This window comes from Dyadobacter sp. CY312 (assembly GCF_021390535.1).
Lineage (GTDB): Bacteria > Bacteroidota > Bacteroidia > Cytophagales > Spirosomataceae > Dyadobacter.
Genome location: NZ_JAJUXG010000019.1, coordinates 125,494 through 145,168 on the forward strand (window position 1 = coordinate 125,494; position 19,675 = coordinate 145,168).

Sequence of the window (19,675 nt, forward strand, 5' to 3'; positions counted from 1 at the left end):
AAACTCAAATAACGATAGTCTCTTGAATCTTTTTCTTGTATAACTTACTTATTTACAGTATAGTTAAGTATTTTTACATTCTCTATCAAGTACCTAATTCAAAATATTATTAAACGGAAGTGAAATTTGCATCGTTAAGTATTTTCTTTACTTCGTATCAGCAAAATAAAAAATTTTAATGAATAAACTCCAACAACATATTAATGTTTCAGAGGAGTTAAGACATCGTTTAAACCAAATAGTTACAAAGTGTAAAATTAAAGCGCTTATAGAACTGTTGGCTCCCGCACAGGAGCAAAAAGAGTTGATATTCCTGGTCAGTGGAATCATTCGAAACTATTATAAGGAAGATTTGAGAGAGTGGACCAGCCGTTTTTCCGAAGCGGGGGATTTTGTGTTATCCATTGATAATTTCTTGTTCAATTTGCCCTGTAATGAATTTATTGAAACATGCGCAAAGGCAGAGATAATTAGGTTTTCGAAGAAGGATTATACAAATTTATTTTTGGATTTTCCTGAACTTAATATCGTTGCAAAAGACATTGCGGGCAAACGCTTAAAAGAAAATAATGATAGGATGTATAGCTGCCGAATGTTATCAGCGGCTAAGCGCTATCATCAATTCGTGAATCAAAATCCTATTTTAAGCAGGCAAATTCAAATTCAGCACATCGCAAGTTATCTTGACATAAGTCCTTATAACCTTTCTCGTATCAGACGAGAATTCAACAAGTAGTGCATTAAATTACTTGCGACAAAAGAACAATATGTAGGTAGAAGGTGCAGGCACAACGAGACTCTTGTCGAAATAGATCAATTTTTTCCCTCCCAACGCAGCAAAGCTGCTCACTTAAACGTACATTTCTCTTAAACATAACTTCGTTTTTGAGACGAAAAATTTCAAATCACTGTTCAGTTACAAGTACAGATTCAAAAATATAATAATGTATAAATTAGCTTTACTTTTTACCCTTCTTACTATATCCACAGTTTACGCTCAAATAGGAAACAGACAATCCGTTGCTGTGATACTGGACACAGATATAGGTCCTGACTATGATGACGTTGGCGCCATGGCTGTATTGCACGCACTTGCCGATAGGGGAGAAGTAAGGCCTTTGGCAGTGATCTCTTCCAACAAAAATGAACTTGTGGTGCCTTCCATAGATGTGATCAATACCTGGTTTGGCAGAGCTGAATTGCCGACTGGTGCACCTAAAGGAGCCGGCCCGGGCTATGGAGCTTCTCAAAAATGGCCGGAGATGTTGGTTGAAAAATATCCACACAAGATCAAAAACACATCTGATGCTCCGGACGCAGTGGAAACCTACCGAAAAATACTGGCCTCGCAGCCAGACCGTAGTGTGACAATCGTTACCATAGGTTTTTTGACAAATCTGAAAAATTTGCTGGAATCGGAGCCTGATAAAATTTCTCCATTGCCTGGCGCTGAGCTGGTGAAGCGTAAAGTGAAAGAACTGGTTTCTATGGCTGGTGCTTTTCCGGAAGGACGAGAATATAACGTTTTGACCGATTCTGTTGCGTCGGAAAAGGTATTCGCTAACTGGCCAACACAAATTATCCTGAGTGGATTCGAGATCGGAAAACAAATAAAAACAGGAGCGAAGGTAATCGTAAACGAGCGGCTCGACAGCCCAGTGAAGGATGTGTATGCATTGGCTATGCCGAAAAGCAAAGAGGATGCGGACGGGAGAATGAGTTGGGATCAGACGGCAGTACTTGTTGCAGTACGCGGAGCGCAGCCTTATTTTGGAATGAAAAGAGGTAAAATAATAGTCGAAGGTGGTAGCAATAAATGGCAAGATGACTCAATGGGACCGCATGCTTACCTGACGGAAGCTATGCCCATAAGCCAGATTACAGCGCTCATTGAGGGATTGATGATGTGGGAAGGTAAGAGATAGTTTCGTTTTATAATTTGATGAATATTTTGCGACGATACAGAAGCCAAACCGGGATAAAGTTAATACCAACGAAAATTAAAGCGTAAAACCAACTCGCAAGTCGGGGTTCCACGCCAGCCGTGATGAAGGTGTCTACAACGTGTTGGTTTAGTGTTTTTTCGCCAAAGTGACTGATGTAAAGTATCAAGGCGAGTATATCGGCAAGTACGTATGCTGCGATGGCATTTGCACCGAAAATAATTCCAAATGAAGTTCCTCGCTTTTTGCCCAAAATATCAATAACAAAATACATTGCACCCAACAGCATACAGGCAAAACCCGAAGTGACCAAAACAAATGAGCTTGTCCAAAGGTTTTCATTTACAGGGAAAACAAGTCCGCAAAAATATCCTGCGGAAGCAGCTAACAAACCTGCTGCCATCAGATAATTCGTTTTTCTTTCAGGAGTTAAATCGCTTAGTAATAGCCTTCCCGCAAGCATTCCGCTTATGCCCGAAACTGTGGCTGGGAAGGTGCTTAGTATACCTTCGGGATCCCAGTTTCCCTGCCACATTTTTCCTGGTAAAAATTGCTGGTCAATCCAGGCTGCCAGATTTTTACCCGGTTCCAGCATCACCTGACCCATTCCGGGTGTTGGAATAAGCATCATAGCAAGCCAGTATACAATAAGAATAATTGCACCGGTAATGGCCTGTTGTTTCCAGTTTGTATTCAAAAACAATACAGCGCAGAAAAAGAATACGATGGCTATTCTATGCAATGTACCCGTATATCTCAGATCGGAAAAGTCGAAATAGGGGAGCATATTGAGAAACATCCCCACTGCAAAAATCTTCACAGAACGTATCGCAATTTTCTTGTACAATGCTGGTTTGTGCTCAGTTAATCGGCGGGAATAGGCAAATGCAATGGACACACCCACAATAAAAAGGAAAACGGGAGCAATAAGGTCGGTGAAAGTAAGCCCGTTCCATTTGGTATGTTGGAGCGTGGGGAAAACATGTTGCTCATCACCCGGGAAATTCACCATGATCATGGCGGCTATGGTGAATCCACGCATGGCATCCAGTGAAATAAGACGTATCGGCGCTTTCGGTGAAATATCCATTTGACTTTGATGATGAACCACAAAAGGAACAAAAGACAACAAAGTCCTCTCCTTTTTACTGTTGTGTTTTTTGTGGTTAGTATTTTGTATAACTACAAATACGCAGATATACCTTGGAAGGGCTATTTAGCTTGTATCGGGTAGAGGTTAAAGTAAATTCTTGATTGCCAGATCTGCTATACTGCTGATAACTGCCTGTTTCGTGCTCTTACCATATATCAATACCATTCAACTAAAAATACAGAAGAAATTCCAATGGTATCTTTTGGGGTGATGGCAGTATTACAACTGCGCTCTGAGATGATGGTTATAAACGAATTACTCAGGAGCTGAAAAAATTGAGGATTAGAAACGACGAAATCATAAATTGCCGGGTATTTATTCGGAACCTATTCAAGACCAATTATGAAGAACCTATTTCTATTATTTGCTGTGCTATTGCTTCTTGCAGGCTGTGGCCGTTCGAGAATTACCAAGGAAGAAGCACAGAAAATAAAAGTATCCTGGAAACTGAACAGCAATTTTATAAAGCCGGATGGCAGCTTTTCGGCCCAATTTACCCTAAAAAACAATAGCGGGATTACACTTGACGGGAGTAACTGGGCTCTGTTTTTCAACATGTCACCCCGACCTATTCATTCAAACAAAACCGCTGAACCAGCCACTATTGAGCATATCAATGGCGACTGGTACAAAATGGTGGCCGCAAAGGATTTCAAATTAAGACCAGACGATTCTCTTGTCATTCAATACTCGGGTACCGAAGGAGTGGTTAAAGAGACGGATGCGCCGGTTGGGTTGTATTTTGTTTTTTACGACAAAGACGGTAAAGAGGAAGAAATCGCGGAAGTGACGGATTATGTGTTGGAGCCGTTTACGACGGAAGAGCAAATATTAAGAGGTAAAATGGATCGGAATAAAGTAAACACGGCCGAAACACGTTATCAACACAATTTGGCTTTTACAAAACTAGGAGCCGACCAGTTATTGAAAATTATCCCTAGTCCGGTGAAGATGACTTCCACACCGGGAGCTGTTTCCCTGACAAATCGCAATCAGATATTTTACGAAGAAGGACTGGAAAATGAAGCACGTTACCTGATCCAGAAATTAAAAGAAGTAACCGGTACCGATTTCCCTATTCAAAAAGGATTGCCTGCGGAAGGAAGTTTTACTAATCCTGCTATTGTTATTAAAAGCGGTAAGGTAAATGTGAACGGAATTTCGAAAGAGGCATATACCTTAAATATAGATGCCAACGGTATTGTGATAACAGGAAGTGACGCGGCAGGCGCTTTTTACGGAGTTCAAAGTCTGATGCAACTGGTGCCTGTTGAAAACTTTCAGAAACCTGTTAATGCCATTAATCTTGGTTTTGTAAAGGTAGAGGACGCTCCCCGATTTCATTTCAGAAGTATGCATCTTGACGTAAGCCGTAATTTCCAGACAAAGGAATCTGTGAAGCGGGTTCTGGATCTGCTGGCTTCTTATAAAGTGAACCATTTCCTGTTTTACACAACGGAAGATGAAGGATGGCGTATTGAAATTGACGGTCTTCCTGAGTTGACAGAAGTTGGCGCGCAACGCCAGCACACATCCGGCAAGGATGCGTCTGCGATACATCCGGCTTATGGATCAGGTCCGTTTGCCAGGGATAAAAACAAACATGGTAGTGGCTATTACACTAAGGCAGACTTCATAGAAATCTTGAAATATGCGAATGAAAGACATATTAAGGTAATTCCTGAGCTCAATTTCCCGGGGCACGCCATGGCGGCGATCAAGTCCATGGAGGCACGTTATGAGCGTCTCATGAAAGAAGGTAAAGAAAAGGAAGCTAACGAATACCGTTTGATCGATCCGGATGATAAGTCGGAATACATTTCGGCACAGGGTTACAAGAATAACGTGGTGAGTGTTGCGCGGGAATCTACCTATCATTTCTTTGAAAAGGTGGTGGATGAAATTGGCAAACTGTATAAGGAAGCAGGTTTAACGATGGATGCTTTCCATACAGGTGGAGATGAAGTTGCCGAAGGCGTTTGGACAAAATCACCAATGGCCGCGCAGCTGATGAAAGAACATCCGGAGATTAAAGAAGCCAGATATTTGCAGACCTATTTCTTCCGCAAGCTTTTGCCAAGGTTGGAAAAACGTAATCTGAAAGTACATGGCTGGGAAGAAGTTGCTCTCAACAAAACACCTGCCGGAATTTACAATGCCAATCCTGAATTTGCCAACCGTCCGGTTGTACCTTATATCTGGAACAATGTATACGATGTCGATTTGGGTAACAGGCTTGCCAATGCCGGATATCAGGTGGTGTTTTGTAATGTGACCAATTTCTATTTTGATATGGCCTATAACAATGATCCCAAAGAGCCGGGATTGTACTGGGGTGGTTTTATTGATACCCGTGATAACTGGGCGTTTGCTCCCTTTAATATGTTCCGGACTACGGAAGAAACTTCTATGGGTAAACCAATGAAAGAGGAATTTGTAGGAAAAGAACTGCTTAAACCGGAAGCAAGAAAGAATGTATATGGTGTAGAAGCGCAGCTCTGGAGTGAGATGATCAAAGGTCGGGATATGATGGAGTATGCCATTTTACCTAAACTGATGGGCTTTTCGGAAAGCGCCTGGGCTCCGGAACGTAAGTGGGAAAATGTTGCTGATGCCGATTCCCGGAATAAAATGATACAGGAAGGATGGAATGTGTTTGCTAACACCATTGCACAGCGCAACATTCCAAAGTTGAAATTTATGAATGGCGGATATAATTACAGACTGCCGATGCCGGGAGCAATCATAGATAATGGACTTTTGAAAGCAAATACAGAGTTGCCAGGTTTGGCTATCCGTTACACCACCGACGGATCGGAACCTACTACGAAATCTGAATTGTACAATGATGCCGTAAAAGTGACGGGTACCGTAAAACTGAAATCATTTGACAGCGCAGGAAGCGCAAGCAGGACTTGCGTTATCAATGCAAAATAATATTGTAATCCCTTCTCTTGACCTTCGTCTTTCCACAAATCGTTGTGGAAAGATGGAGAAATAACTTAATACTCAATTTTTTTAATTAATGAACATCGGGGTAGACATTGGCGGTACCAACATCAGGGCTGGAATAGAATTGGGCGGAGCAATTACACGTCAGAACAAGGTACTATTGGAAAACAAAGAATCATTGTCTTCCACCTTATCTCAGCTGATGGATGTGATACGACCTCTTACAAAATATCCCGTAAAAGGCATTGGTATAGGTGTCCCGTCGGTTGTAAATGTCGATGAGGGGATTGTGTACAATGTAATGAATATCCCATCATGGGAAGAAGTGGCACTAAGGGACATCGTGGAACGCGAATTCAATTTGCCGGTTTTTATCAATAACGATGTAAATTGCTTTATTCTCGGCGAGCACCGTTTTGGTCTTGCTCAAAAATACAAATCTGTGGTTGGGATGGCGATAGGAACCGGACTTGGATCGGGTATCATCATCGATAACAATCTATACAGTGGCAATAATTGCGGAGCCGGAGAAATAGGGATGTTGCCTTACAAAGACTCCATTCTTGAGGATTATGTATGCAACCGGTTCTTTGAAGAATCCTTACAGATGGATGCTTACGCTGCGCATCGGTTGGCATTGCAGGGGAACACAACAGCACTTGCTGCATGGGAAGAGTTTGGTGTGCATCTGGGTGCGGTAGTGAAAACGATCATGTACACCTACGATCCGGAGGCAATTGTTTTTGGTGGATCAATCACTAAGGCGAGCGGACTTTTTACAAAAAGTATGTTGGCAAGTCTTAAAGATTTCGCGTATCCAAGGTCAATAAGCAATCTGACATTATTATTGTCGGAAAACGAAAACATAGCACTTTTGGGAGCAGCAGCATTGATGGAAAAGGCATAATACTCGTATTCGGGGGTCTTTACAATGCAAATCACTACGAAATAGTAAGGTAAATCTGCTTTTTTCTCATCTTTGGGCACAACAACCGGTTACAAAAAATTGTCATGCAGAGAAACTCCTTTATTGTTATACTGATCCTCGTTATTTTCTTTGTCATTTCCTTCCTGACCAACATTCTTGGACCAATTATACCCGATATTGTACGGGATTTTAATCTGAGTCTGGGACTGGCCGGTTTTCTTCCTTTTGCATTTTTTGTGGCTTACGGTGTCATGTCTATTCCATCCGGCCTACTCGTTGAGAAATACGGAGAAAAGAAAGTGTTGCTCTGGGCATTTATGGTTGCCTTTGCGGGTGCTTTCCTATTTGCTGTTATTCCTGGTTTCTCAATTGCACTACTATCTCTTTTTCTGATTGGTATAGGAATGGCGATGCTTCAGGTGGTGATTAATCCGCTGTTGCGTGTTGCAGGGGGAGAAGAAAAGTTTGCGTTTAATTCGGTGATGGCTCAGCTGTTTTTTGGTGCGGCTTCGTTTCTGAGTCCCATGTTGTACAGCTATCTGGTCCGTAACGTACATAGTGGAGGGGACGGATTTATCATTGGTATTCTCAATAATCTGGTGCCTGAAAACTTGAAATGGGTTTCGCTTTACTGGGTATTTGCAGTGATCGCTCTGTTAATGGTAGTGGTTATCGCGGTCATCCGGTTTCCAAAAGTTGAACTTCGGGATGATGAACGTATTGATGTAGGAAACTCTTTCAAAGAGCTTGTCAGAAACAAATATGTATGGCTGTTTTTTCTTGGTATATTTTGTTATGTAGGAACCGAACAGGGCATAGCGAACTGGATATCTCAGTTTTTGCAAACCTATCACGGTGCTGATCCCGGTACGACAGGAGCATCGGTTATCTCCTATTTCTGGGGATTGTTAACCATTGGCTGTTTATTGGGGCTGTTGCTGCTTAAAATTTTTGATAGCCGGCATGTATTGATCATATTCACAACCGGGGCCATTCTATCTCTTTTGCTGGCATTGTTTGGTTCAAAAGAAATGGCATTGCTTGCGTTTCCCGCAACAGGCTTCTTTGCCTCGGTGATGTATTCGGTAATCTTTTCTCTTGCGTTAAATTCTGTTCCAAATCATCACGGTACGTTTTCAGGTATACTTTGTGCGGGTATATGCGGTGGGGCGGTAGTGCCGTTAATTGTGGGCGGTTTGGGAGAAATGGTTGGTTTAAAACTCGCAATGCTGTTCCTGCTTATTCCGCTGGGTTATATATTGAGCATTGGATTATGGGCTCGCCCTTTGGTTACGAACGATCGGGTCGGAAGCTTGAAAGAACTTTTTGAAAGTAAAGCATAAGTAGCATTTTGATATACATTTTAGCTACTATTGCTTTTCTAATTCCTCGCTACTCATGTATAAAATTATCCTTCTTCTAGATTTTGCCGAGGAGTACAGCAAAAGCCTTATGAAGGGTATAAATACCTATTCAAGAGAATTTGGTCCCTGGGTGTTTTGTCGGATGCCATTGTTTCACCGCGAAACGGTTGGCATGGATGGTATTCTCAAATGGGCTTTGGAGTGGGGAGCCGACGGCATTATTGGTCAGCTGTATAACGACAAAGAAATCAGCAAATTTGTGCAGGCAGGAATACCGGTCATCGCACAGGATTTTAAAGAAAGATTTTCTGAAATACCCAACATCACCGGAGCGTATCATGAAACCGGCCAGCTGGGTGCTGATTATTTCCTGAAAAAAGGATTTACCAACTTCGCCTTTTATGGTTTTAGTGACATTGTATGGTCGAGGGAACGTTCCGAAGGTTTTGAAGAACGGCTTAAAAGTACCGGACACAATGTTCATTATTTTGAACACAAAAAGGCAAGGTCAACGGAGTTGTGGTATTACAAACCAAGTTCGCTGAGCCGCTGGTTGAAATCATTACCGAAGCCAATTGGTCTCATGGCTTGTGACGATAACCAGGGGCAACATATAACCGAGGCATGCAGACATTTGGGAATACGGATTCCTGAAGAAGTAGCTGTTTTGGGAGTGGATAACGATGAAATGATATGTGATCTGTCCGATCCGCCACTTTCGAGCATAGCACTGGATGTGGAAAAGGGAGGATACGATGCAGCCAAATTATTGGATCAACTGATCAAACATGGCGTGGCTGATTACCATGATATTGTAGTAAAACCGACGCAGGTGATCACACGTCATTCAACAGACATCTATGCCACCAACGACGATCACATCGCCACGTCGCTGAAATTTATACATCAAAATATAGATAAAAACCTGCATGTGGAGGAAGTTGTAAAACAGGTTCCATTGTCCCGAAGAGCATTGGAAAAGCGGTTTCTTGAAATAACCGGCTATCCGGTTTACAAATACATTTTCAATCTGCGAATAGAAAAGTTTACCCAAAAACTATTGGATACGGACATGTCGGTTTTTGAAATTGCCCTCGATATGGGACTCACCGATAGCAAAAACATCGCAAGGCAGTTCAGGCAGGTAAAAGGATGCAGTCCGAGTGTGTACCGGAATAAGTATATGGCTGGGAAGTAGGGGGAGGTAGAAGTTATAGAAGTTAAGGAGTTTGGAAGTTAGAGTAGTTAAGGGAAGTGAAAAATGTAGTAGTTAAGGAGTTAAGAGTATAGTAGTTAGGTAGTTAAGGAGGGAGTTAAGTAGTTAGCTTCCAGTGCCGGTGACTTCTTTAACTTCTCAACTTACCTTAACTTCTATTTTCTAACTTCTTAACTACTATACCTCCTTAACTCCTATTTTTAACTTCTCTCTTCCCTACCAAATAACCACCCTCGAAGCTTCTGGCAATACCATTTTATTTCCGGCGCCGCAGTTCCAGGCATTCTGGAATTCTTTAAGATGGGGCAGCGGTCCGTTGATACGGGTTCTTGCAGGAGAGTGCGGATCGGTTTGAACCTGGTTGCGCAGCGCCTCATCCGTGGTATTCATGTGCCATACCTGCGCCCAGCCAAGGAAAAACCGTTGTTTCCAATTGAAGCCATCTATCAGTGCCGGCTCTGGTTTACCTTTCAATGATTTTTCCAAAGCGTAATATGCCAAGGTTAGTCCGCCAAGGTCGGCTACGTTTTCACCAATGGTAAGTGCTCCGTTGATTTTGAAACCAGGCAACGCTTCTATACCGCTGAAATAGTCGATATACCTTTTAGTCAGCTTGTCAAAGTTGGTTCTGTCGCTGGCAGTCCACCAGTTTTTAAGATTGCCTTCTTCATCAAATTGTGATCCTTGATCATCAAATCCGTGTGTGAACTCATGCCCGATTACCGCTATAATGCCACCGTAATTAATTGCATCATCCGCATCACGATTGTAAAAGGGCGGTTGGAGAATGCCAGCCGGGAAAACAACTTCATTATTTAACGGATTGTAATAAGCGTTCACTGTTTGAGGTGTCATGTGCCACTCACTTTTGTCAACTGACTTGCCGATTTTCTTAACCGTTTCCTCATGTTGGAATAAAGAAGCAGCAACCACATTTTCGAACAGTTTATCCTTTTCGATTTTTATGGAAGAGTAGTCTTTCCATTTGTCAGGGTAACCGATTTTGTAGGTAAATGCTTTAAGCTTTTTGTGAGCCCTGGCTTTGGTCGAATCACTCATCCAGGTCAGGTTGTCGATACGCTCACCGTAAACGGTACGTACGTTTTCGATCATTTCAGAAACTTTCTTTTTGTCCTCCTCGGGGAAGTATTTTTTAGAGAACAGTTTTCCCAAAGGCATCCCCAACAAACCATCCGTAGAGCGTATTGCGCGTTCGGTGCGTGTTCTTTGCTGTTTGGTTCCGCGCATTACACCACTGAAAAAGCGGAAATCTTCGGCGTCAAACCCTTTTGGTAAAAAACCGGCAAAGTTGGAAAGTACCTGCCAGCGGGTATACAGTTTTAAAGTTGCCAGCGGCGTAGCTTTAAGCAGCTTATTGGTATTGACGATGTATGGGATATTCTGAAGAATAACAGTATCTGCTTTAATATCCTGTTTTGCGGCAAAAGCATCAAGATCAAAGTCGGGCGACAGCGCTTTAAAATCTTTGTAGGAAGTTTTGTTATAGGTCTTCACAGGATCTCTCAACTCTACGTTGGATAGCTGCAATTTGGCAAGTTTAGTTTCAAAGTCAAGAACCGTTTTTCCCGGGGCCACATCTTTGAAATTCGCGAGGCCGAACATTTTATCAACATGTTTTACAAATTCATTACGCACATTAACCGTACTCGAATCTGTTCTTTCATAATAGCTTTTTTCACCTAAGCTAAGTCCGTCCTGTGCCTGGTAGAGTGCGTTTACTTTACTGTTTTTTAAATCTCCATCTACATAAAAGCCAAATACGGTTGATACACCTAGCTTCTGTAATTCTCCTGTAACAGAAGCCAGGTCATTTAATGACTGAACCGCTTCTATTTTGTCAAGATATGGTTTCAGAGGCTCAATATTGCGTTTTTCGATGGTAGTGGTATCCAAAAACGACTGATAGTAATCGGCAATCTGTTGCTCTTCACTACCGTTTTTCCTGTCCTTCTGGTTGCTTATCTCTTCAATAATACCTTTCAGACGAACTTCCTTATTTTCCTTGTCAAGAATTCCAAAAGCACCCCAGCGGCTTTCTGTACCCGGAATAGGGTTGTTCTTTTTCCAGCCTCCATTGGCAAAGCCATCAAAGTCGTCACACGCTTTAAATGCCGAATCAAGCGAGCTAACGTCATAACCGGGAACCTTCGCAACGCCGGATTCTTCTTTCCCTTTGTTGCAAGCGGTGGTTATCAGACCGAGTGCAACAAGAGAATAACTTAATTTTACTAATCTCATATTATTTGTTTTTTGTGAGGTTGATAAACAAAAGTAGGTAGTTACCTGTAAAGTTATAGGACTTAAATAACTAATTTCACACAACTGATCTCAAATCGATTCTGACATTTAACACCATTTATTTATGAAATTAAAATTGCAGCTCATTGCACTGCTTGGAGCCTCTTCATTCTTTGCGGGATGTGGTGACAAAGCAGAAACCAAAGATGAAAGCCTGATAACAGGGAAGGAATTTGCGAAACACATTGCCGTGCTGGCCTCCGACTCACTTGAAGGGCGTAAGCCGTTTTCAGAAGGAGAGGTAAAAACGATCAATTATCTCAAAACAGAATTTGAAAAGCTGGGTTTGCAACCAGGAAACGGAGACAGCTATTTTCAGAAAGTTCCGTTGGTGGATATCATGTCTAAGCCGACTGGAAAGATGGTATTCAAAGGAGCAAAATCCAATATCGAACTTAATTATCTCGATGATTTTGTAGCTGCTTCCCGCCGGGTGCGTGAAAAGGTGGACTTGAAAGATTCAGAAATGATCTTTGCAGGTTACGGTATTGTAGCTCCGGAATATGGATGGAATGACTATGCAGGTCTTGATGTTAAAGGCAAAACGGTAGTGGTACTTGTAAACGATCCGGGCTTTTGGGACAGCACATTGTTCAAAGGCAAAACAATGACTTATTATGGTCGCTGGACATACAAGTTTGAAGAAGCGGCTCGCCAGGGAGCTGCCGGAGTCATCATCATTCATGATACAAAACCGGCAAGTTACAACTGGGCAGTAGTACGGAGCGGATGGTCTAAGTCGAAATTGTACCTGCAGGCAGAAGATGATAATATGTCGAGGGCAGCCGTGGAAGGTTGGATTACGATGGAGTCTGCTAAGAAACTTTTCCAGCTTGCGGGAGTTTCTGATACATTGCTTCAGGCAGCAGGTAAGAAAGGTTTCAAACCTGTTCCCCTTAAAGTGAATGCTTCTATTGCAATTAACAATACCATCAAAAAATCAGAATCCAATAATGTATTGGCGCTGTTGCCGGGTACTGATAAAAAGGATGAGTATATTATATACTCCGCACACTGGGATCATTTTGGAAAAGGAGAACCTATCAATGGTGATTCAATCTATAACGGTGCGGCAGACAATGCTTCCGGAACAGCTGCACTTCTGGAGCTAGCTCATGCATTTATACAACTAAAAACAAAACCTTCCAGGTCTATCCTTTTCCTTTCGGTTACAGCGGAAGAGCAGGGACTGTTGGGATCGGATTACTATGCTTCGCATCCCGTGTATCCGGTTAATAAAACAGTAGCAGATATCAATATGGATGTGTTACAGCCATTTGGCCGGATGAAAGATATTATTCTGGTAGGTAAAGGTCAGTCGGAGCTGGATGCTTATGCTGATGAAGTTGCCAAAAAGCAAGGCAGAGTAACCCGTGGCGAACCGGATCCATCAGGTGGCTGGTATTTCCGCTCCGACCATTTCAATTTTGCCAAGGTGGGGATTCCGTCTATGTATATTGAAAACGGATCGGTATCATTGGAACATGGAGAGGAGTGGGGAGAAGCTCAGAAGAAAGAGTATAATGATAAAAGATACCATGCTCCAACGGATGAGTATTCAGCGGATTGGGATTTGTCCGGAATTGTAGAAGACATGCAACTGCTGTTTGAAGTAGGGTCTAAACTGAGTAACGAATCTACTTTCCCGGGCTGGAAAGAAGGTTCAGAGTTTAAAGCAATCAGAGATAAATCAATGGGCAAATAAGATACCCCAATTCTCGTTAAACGAAAAGAGCTCCTGATCGACGGGAGCTCTTTTCGTTTGTATTCAAATAAGATTATGCAGATTAACTGATTCCGCCCATCCATTTTTTAACAGGCTTCCAGAAAATAAGGAGGAGAAGACCGAAACCAACAGAGAACAATGTTACCTGATTGAACAAGGCAGGCATTTGCTGAAGGTTCTCTTCGTCGAATCCGCCTGCAAACAAACCAGCTATAAGGTTACCCAAAGAAGCTGCCACAAACCAGATTCCCATTAGCTGACTCACGTATCTTTTAGGAGCCAATTTAGTATAAGAGCTCAATCCCACCGGACTTAAACACAATTCTCCGATTGTATGGACCATGTAGGTAAAGGTCAGGAATAAAGGCGAAGCAAGCTGACCAGTTACGGCAACTTTCGCTCCCATTTCCATGATGAAGAATCCTGCACCAACCAGTAGAAGGGCTAATGCAAACTTAACAGGGGTAGAAGGATTAAGGCCTCTTGCAGAAAGGAAAATCCAAAGACTTGCCATAATAGGGGCGAAGATCAGAATGAACGTTCCATTGAAGTTCTGAAACCAGCTTGATGGCATTTCCCATCCACCGAATGTGCGTTCCGTATATCTTTCTGCGAAAATTTGTAATGAAGATCCTGCCTGTTCAAAGCCCGACCAGAATATGGCTGCTGCCAGGAAGAAGACGATCAGAACCATAACGCGGCGTTTTTCTACGGTGGTTAACCCTCCTGCAATAAGTATAAACAGGAAGTAGAAAAGTGAAACAGTAACGATAATAACACCTGCACCCTGAGCAAGCCCTTGCGCGGTGGTCATATCAATAGTACCAGTCAGTTGAAGAACTGCAAGAAATCCAACCAAAAGAGCTACAAGACCATAGCCAAGTTTTCTTTCTTGACCAGATTTAGCCTCTGATTCCGGAGTAATAACTTTGGCAGCGGGTACTTCTCCATATCCCTGGAGATACTTCTGGCTTCCATATTTAAAGACAATCAGACCCATTAACATACCTACAGCGGCTGCACCGAAACCCATGTGCCAGTTTATTTTCTGGCCCAGATATCCGACAATAGTAATTCCAAGCACCGATCCAAGGTTAATACCCATATAAAAGATAGAAAACGCTGCGTCGCGTCTTGCCCCACCTTCGGGGTATAATTCCCCAACAATAGAACTGATGTTGGGTTTCAACATGCCTGTACCCATGGCAACAATGGCCAGGCCGAAGAAGAATAGTGCTGTACCGCCCGGTATGGCGAGTACGATGTGTCCGATCATGATCACAATCCCGCCATACCAGATAGCCTTCTTTTGACCGAAAATATTGTCGGCAAGCCAACCTCCGGGCAAGGTGAGCAAATAAACAGATGCGGTATATAAACCGTAAATGGCAGTTCCTTCAGAAGCAGCTAGCCCCATACCACCTCTCATGTTATCAAGCAGAAATAATAAGAGAATGGCCCGCATCCCGTAGTAGCTGAATCGCTCCCACATCTCTGCAAAAAATAGTACATATAACCCTCTCGGGTGTTTTTGCGATAATTGTTCAGTCATAAAAAAGAGAGGTGTTTTATTTGGTGATTGATGGTTTAGTCAGGTGATTTTAACGGCGCAAGATAGGAATTATGACTTATAATAAACACATGTTTGTTTAAACAATGATTTTGGCTGACCACAAAAAAAGGCAGAACGTCTTTAACGTCCTGCCTCTATATAACTTATCGTTTGCTTCTTCTATTTCACTGAAAACGAACCTTCACCAATTGAAAAGCCCTCAGAATATAGCTGAATGACGTATTTTCCTTTCGAAAATGGTGTTGCTCTATCGTAAAGGATACTTACATCCTGATTGTTGTTTCCATAAACAATGTCCTGACTGATGGTATAACCCTGTTTCTGTCCATTGTAATCAAATTCTCCTGAACCGGTTGCAGCATCCGAAATGGTTGCGCCGGAAGGATCAATGATTCTCAGATACACTGTTTTGTTATCAGTAAGTGTCAGCGGATTTTTTTCAAGAATGAAATCAACCCTTACCTTATCCACTCTTTTCGCTTTCACTTCTTCACCTTCACGTACTTTTCCTTTTGAAGAAATAGCATATACTTTCACATTCCTGGCTCTGAGTGCAGCCGCCATAGTTACTTTGGATTCCAGCTCGGTATTTTTGGTAACTACACCTGCAAGAGAGTCAGTAACAGCTTGTTTGCTGGTTTGTAGCTCAGTGTTGGTTTGTACCAATGTTTCGTTTTGGCTAAGCAACTGCTGATTTTCTTCTCTCAACGTTGCTATCTCTTCATCCTTTTTGGTTAAGAAATCTTCGTATTCTTTGATCTTTTTGCCCATTGTAACATTTCCTTTGCGAAGAGCGATACGGTCGCTTTCCAGGGATTCTTTCATTTTTTGGAGTTCGGCAATATCTCCGCCAAGTCCCTGAACTTCCAGAATTCGTGCATCAAGTTGTTTCGAGATGGAGTCAAGTTTAATTTCCGACGCAGCCAGTTCACTTACTCGTGCTTCCAGGTCTGTTTCCTGTTTGTTGGTTATGGCGCGCTCCTGATAATAGAGGTAACCAAAAACGGCAGCCAGGACAGTCATTAGAATGAGACCGATCAGCATACCGGTGTTGTTATTCCTGTTTTCCATTGTTATTCAATTTAGGTTAAAATGTTAATTTTAAATATGAATAAAAAAGTATGCCAGTACTATACGTTGCCATTGCCGGTACAAGAGAAAACCCCACTACGATTGATGTCGTAATGGGGTTTTACCAAATGTATGTTTTGTAACTTAGGATTAATAATCGCCTCCGGCACCTCCTCCACTGAATCCTCCGCCTCCGCCGAACCCGCCAAAGCTTCCGCCACCTCCACCTCCCCAGTTTCCGCCGCCGCCCCAGTTTCCTGACGAGCCGCCATTGCCGGAGTAGGTCGTATATGGCCAGAATATAGGTCCGCCCATGTTTCGCATTCCGCCACCACCTCCGCCTCCATTGTTTCTGTTTTTATAAACAATAAACAAAATGACTCCGAAGATAACCAAAACGATCAGGATAGGGGGGAAGCCGTCTCCGTCATCCTGACTTCGGGGCTCGGCTTTATATTCTCCTGTTGCATATTTAAATATGTCGTCGATACCACGATCCAATCCGCGATAAAACATTCCGTTTTTAAAATCGGGTGTGATGGTTTGCGTAATGATCCTTTTAGCTATCGCATCCGGGATCACACCTTCCATACCATCTCCAACGCTGATAAATATCTTTCTGTCGGTGGACGCCCACAGCAAAACAATACCGTTATTTTTACCTTTTTGTCCAAGTTTCCATTCCCGTCCTATTTTTAAGGCATAATCCGCAATGGGATAATCTCCTGTTGTAGGAACTACTACAATAACGATATCCGAAGAAGTCGAGTCGTTGTAAGCAACGAGCTTACGTTCAAGTGCTTCAACTTCTGTTGGATTAAGCTGTTTGGCAAAATCGTTTACCAATCTTGGCGGGTTGGGCTGCGGAGGAATATCCTGAGCGAGCGTCCGAAAGAAAAGTAAAGTCAGTAAAAAAGAAAAAACGAGGTATTTTTTCATAATGATTATTGTCCGAACGAAATATCGTCAGGCAGTTCGTTGACATCGTCGGAGCTGTAAGGGAAATGTATCTTTAATTGTTGTCCGGCTTCCCGGATGGCAAGGCACAATCCTTCGGTGAAACGTTGATTAGAAAAATTACTGCGCAGCAAATCTTTGGTACTGTTCCAGAAGTTCTCCGGTACCTTGTCGTTGATGCCTTTATCTCCAAATACAGCAAACTTCCGGTCTTCGTAAGCCAGGTAGAAAAGTACCGCATTATGATCTTTGGTAAGATGCATATGCAGAAAAGCGAAAACTTCCTTGGTCCTTTCTAAAACGTCGGAGGGGCATTTCTTTTCTATGTGTAATTTTATTTCACCCGATGTTTGCCGCTCAGCTTCACGGATAGCGGCAATAATTTGCTGCTGTTCCTCTTGTGAGAAAAAAAGTGCTGCCATGTTTTTATAAACTTGATCAGCGGTGGTGCCGCAATGAAGGTAATGAGATAATAAGAGAGGCGAGGTACTGGTAATCCATTCGCCTGCGCAAATGGATTACCAGTATTCTATGACTTAGAACTGAACAGATGGTGCTTTTTCAGATCCGGCGGTAGCAGTAAAGTATCCTTTTTGCGAGAAACCGAATACACCTGCGAACAGATTTGTCGGGAACGTGCGTACTTCCTGGTTGTAGTCTTTCACAACGGTGTTAAAATCGTTACGTGCTACGGTAATGCGGTTTTCTGTACCTTCCAGCTGAGCCTGAAGTTCAAGGAAGTTCTGATTCGCTTTCAGCTGTGGATATTGCTCAACCGATACCAGTAGTCGGGAAAGCGAACTGCTCAACTGATCTTGCGCACCCTGAAATTTAGCAATGTTCTCAGGAGTTAACTGATCAGCATTGATGGTAGTCTGGGTAGCTTTTGAACGGGCTTCAATTACAGCCGTCAGTGTGCTTTTTTCAAAGTCCGCAGCACCTTTAACAGTACTAACAAGGTTGGGAATAAGGTCAGCACGGCGCTGATACTGGCTCTCTACCTTAGCCCAGGATTCTTTTACAACCTCGTCTTTACCTACAAGGCCGTTATATTTACCACATCCTACAAATCCCAGAATTAGAAGAACAGCAATTACTGCAATTAGTCCTTTTGACATTTTTTTTAATCGTTTAGTGTTAATTAACTTGGTTCAAAGTTGCTCAAAGCTAACAAAATCCTGAACAAAAACTACATGGCCGGTTTTCTGCCATTACATCATGTACTTGTGCAGGATAGCAGGAAAAAGAGATATGCTTAATTAGCTCCTACTCCGGCAAGATTATTCCATTTACCCCAGTTTACCGACACATTATAGTCAGTAAGGAAGCTCTCAAAATACATGGCTCCCCAAGTCCAGTTGACTTGATCATGTTGTATCAGGTAGTTGGCAGCTTTCAACCTTTCCGAAGCAGATATGCTTCCGGTTGCTGCAATTTTATTCATGATGGCATTCACCTCGTTGTCGTCTGTCTGTCCTTTCTCCCATTTGTTAAACAAAGCTTTGTCATTAAGCCATTTATGATGAAAATTGTGAAGCACACCACTCGGTTTGAACATCCGTGGGCCATATCGCAATAAGGTCCAGTTAAAATAATCCCTTTCCAGCATATTTTTCAAGAAACCGTCTCTGTCAGTATTGCGTATATCAGATATGGCATGATATACGGTACGGGACGAAAGATTTCCAACAGAAAGCCAGTTGGTGAGCGCAGAGTCTGTTAACAGGTCGTCGGAATTTTCATCCTGAGTCGGGAATGCGTGGATATAATTTTTTAATGCAGACATTGCTTCCGTTTCACCTCCCTTGTGCAGGCTCTCTGCTTGTGAACTGCGAACCGAAATTTCAAGAGGATCTATTCCGAGCATAGGTAGCGAGACAATTGTTCCTGCTTCATATTCCTGTGGCAGGGTGATTTGATCCGGTTCTGGCAGTGGTTGTTTTACCTTCAGATTACTTTTAACTTCATCATGAAACACGTTAAAACCAAGAGGAAGTTTTGAAATCGGGAAGGGGAGATCCGTAACCTGACTTAGTGTATTCATCCAGAATAACTTGATGTCAATATTGCTTACCTTAAGCTGTTTGCTTAGCGACGACTCAATACGTGTCTCTTCCGGGGCAATTTCTTTACTGGTATAAACGTATTCAGCCTGATACATCTCTGCAAGCTGTGCCACAATTTTTTCGGGGTCTCCGACACGGATCAGCAGGTCTCCACCTTTTTCACGAAGCCGGTTCCGGAGGTCAGTAACACAGTCAATCAGGAATTGTGCACGCAGCGCACTGGTTCTCCTAAATCCTAGTTTTGTATTATTAAACAATCGGGGGTCAAATACATACACAGGTACAATCTCTTTTGCTGTTAATGTAGCTGAGAGAAATGCTTCATTATCATTCAGTCTAAGGTCATTTCGAAACCAATAAACGATTCGTTGAGCCATTGGTAATAAGCTTGATATAATTAATTGTTG

At 42.5% G+C, this 19,675-nt stretch carries 15 protein-coding genes; 7 read left to right on the forward strand and 8 right to left on the reverse strand.

Going from position 1 to position 19,675, the window contains the following annotated elements; all coding sequences use genetic code 11:
• Window positions 1–178 precede the first annotated feature (178 nt).
• Together LZG71_RS24830 and LZG71_RS24835 are read left to right on the forward strand one after the other, a co-directional pair.
• The gene (locus LZG71_RS24830) at window positions 179–736 is read left to right on the forward strand and encodes a Crp/Fnr family transcriptional regulator (protein WP_233825044.1); all 558 of its coding nucleotides are present in this window, start codon (window positions 179–181) and stop codon (window positions 734–736) included.
• A gap of 208 nt (window positions 737–944) precedes the next feature.
• Window positions 945–1,925 (forward strand): nucleoside hydrolase, encoded by a 981-nt coding sequence (locus LZG71_RS24835; protein WP_233825046.1) that lies wholly within the window; start codon window positions 945–947, stop codon window positions 1,923–1,925.
• Between the two features lie 7 nt (window positions 1,926–1,932).
• Here LZG71_RS24835 and LZG71_RS24840 read toward each other — a convergent pair whose 3' ends face one another.
• The gene (locus LZG71_RS24840) at window positions 1,933–3,033 is read right to left on the reverse strand and encodes an acyltransferase family protein (protein WP_233825048.1); all 1,101 of its coding nucleotides are present in this window, start codon (window positions 3,031–3,033) and stop codon (window positions 1,933–1,935) included.
• Window positions 3,034–3,438: 405 nt separating this feature from the next.
• Between LZG71_RS24840 and LZG71_RS24845 the strand changes: the two genes are divergently transcribed.
• The 4 genes from LZG71_RS24845 (at window position 3,439) to LZG71_RS24860 (ending at window position 9,538) form a co-directional block, all read left to right on the forward strand.
• Window positions 3,439–6,033, forward strand: coding sequence for a family 20 glycosylhydrolase (locus tag LZG71_RS24845; RefSeq protein WP_233825050.1), 2,595 nt, complete (start codon window positions 3,439–3,441; stop codon window positions 6,031–6,033).
• A gap of 88 nt (window positions 6,034–6,121) precedes the next feature.
• Window positions 6,122–6,955 carry an ROK family protein gene (locus tag LZG71_RS24850; RefSeq protein WP_233825052.1) on the forward strand — a complete coding sequence of 278 codons (834 nt, stop codon included), beginning with the start codon at window positions 6,122–6,124 and terminating at the stop codon, window positions 6,953–6,955.
• A gap of 104 nt (window positions 6,956–7,059) precedes the next feature.
• Complete coding sequence (locus tag LZG71_RS24855) at window positions 7,060–8,319, forward strand: MFS transporter (RefSeq protein WP_233825054.1); 1,260 nt, start codon at window positions 7,060–7,062, stop codon at window positions 8,317–8,319.
• Between the two features lie 55 nt (window positions 8,320–8,374).
• The gene (locus LZG71_RS24860) at window positions 8,375–9,538 is read left to right on the forward strand and encodes a DNA-binding transcriptional regulator (protein WP_233825056.1); all 1,164 of its coding nucleotides are present in this window, start codon (window positions 8,375–8,377) and stop codon (window positions 9,536–9,538) included.
• Window positions 9,539–9,772: 234 nt separating this feature from the next.
• On the opposite strand, the gene LZG71_RS24865 is transcribed toward LZG71_RS24860, so the two are convergent.
• A complete protein-coding gene (locus tag LZG71_RS24865; RefSeq protein WP_233825058.1) occupies window positions 9,773–11,815 on the reverse strand; it encodes a M13 family metallopeptidase in 2,043 nt (680 codons plus the stop codon).
• 124 nt (window positions 11,816–11,939) lie between these two features.
• Here LZG71_RS24865 and LZG71_RS24870 point away from each other — a divergent pair, with 124 nt between their 5' ends.
• Window positions 11,940–13,580: a M28 family metallopeptidase gene (locus LZG71_RS24870; protein ID WP_233825060.1), complete on the forward strand. Its 1,641-nt coding sequence runs from the start codon at window positions 11,940–11,942 to the stop codon at window positions 13,578–13,580.
• An 82-nt stretch (window positions 13,581–13,662) separates the two neighbouring features.
• Here LZG71_RS24870 and LZG71_RS24875 read toward each other — a convergent pair whose 3' ends face one another.
• The 6 genes from LZG71_RS24875 to LZG71_RS24900 all read right to left on the reverse strand — a co-directional run bounded on the left by LZG71_RS24875 (window position 13,663) and on the right by LZG71_RS24900 (window position 19,645).
• Window positions 13,663–15,153, reverse strand: a complete 1,491-nt coding sequence (locus LZG71_RS24875) for a peptide MFS transporter (protein ID WP_233825062.1) — start codon at window positions 15,151–15,153, stop codon at window positions 13,663–13,665.
• Between the two features lie 180 nt (window positions 15,154–15,333).
• Window positions 15,334–16,245: a hypothetical protein gene (locus LZG71_RS24880; RefSeq protein ID WP_233825064.1), complete on the reverse strand. Its 912-nt coding sequence runs from the start codon at window positions 16,243–16,245 to the stop codon at window positions 15,334–15,336.
• 150 nt (window positions 16,246–16,395) lie between these two features.
• On the reverse strand, window positions 16,396–17,184 hold the full coding sequence (locus LZG71_RS24885; protein ID WP_233825066.1) for a YgcG family protein: 789 nt from the start codon (window positions 17,182–17,184) through the stop codon (window positions 16,396–16,398).
• Between the two features lie 5 nt (window positions 17,185–17,189).
• Window positions 17,190–17,624, reverse strand: coding sequence for a TPM domain-containing protein (locus tag LZG71_RS24890; RefSeq protein WP_233825068.1), 435 nt, complete (start codon window positions 17,622–17,624; stop codon window positions 17,190–17,192).
• Between the two features lie 114 nt (window positions 17,625–17,738).
• Window positions 17,739–18,320: a LemA family protein gene (locus tag LZG71_RS24895; RefSeq protein WP_233825070.1), complete on the reverse strand. Its 582-nt coding sequence runs from the start codon at window positions 18,318–18,320 to the stop codon at window positions 17,739–17,741.
• A gap of 137 nt (window positions 18,321–18,457) precedes the next feature.
• On the reverse strand, window positions 18,458–19,645 hold the full coding sequence (locus tag LZG71_RS24900) for a deoxyribodipyrimidine photo-lyase (RefSeq protein ID WP_233825072.1): 1,188 nt from the start codon (window positions 19,643–19,645) through the stop codon (window positions 18,458–18,460).
• Between the last annotated feature and the right edge of the window lie 30 nt (window positions 19,646–19,675).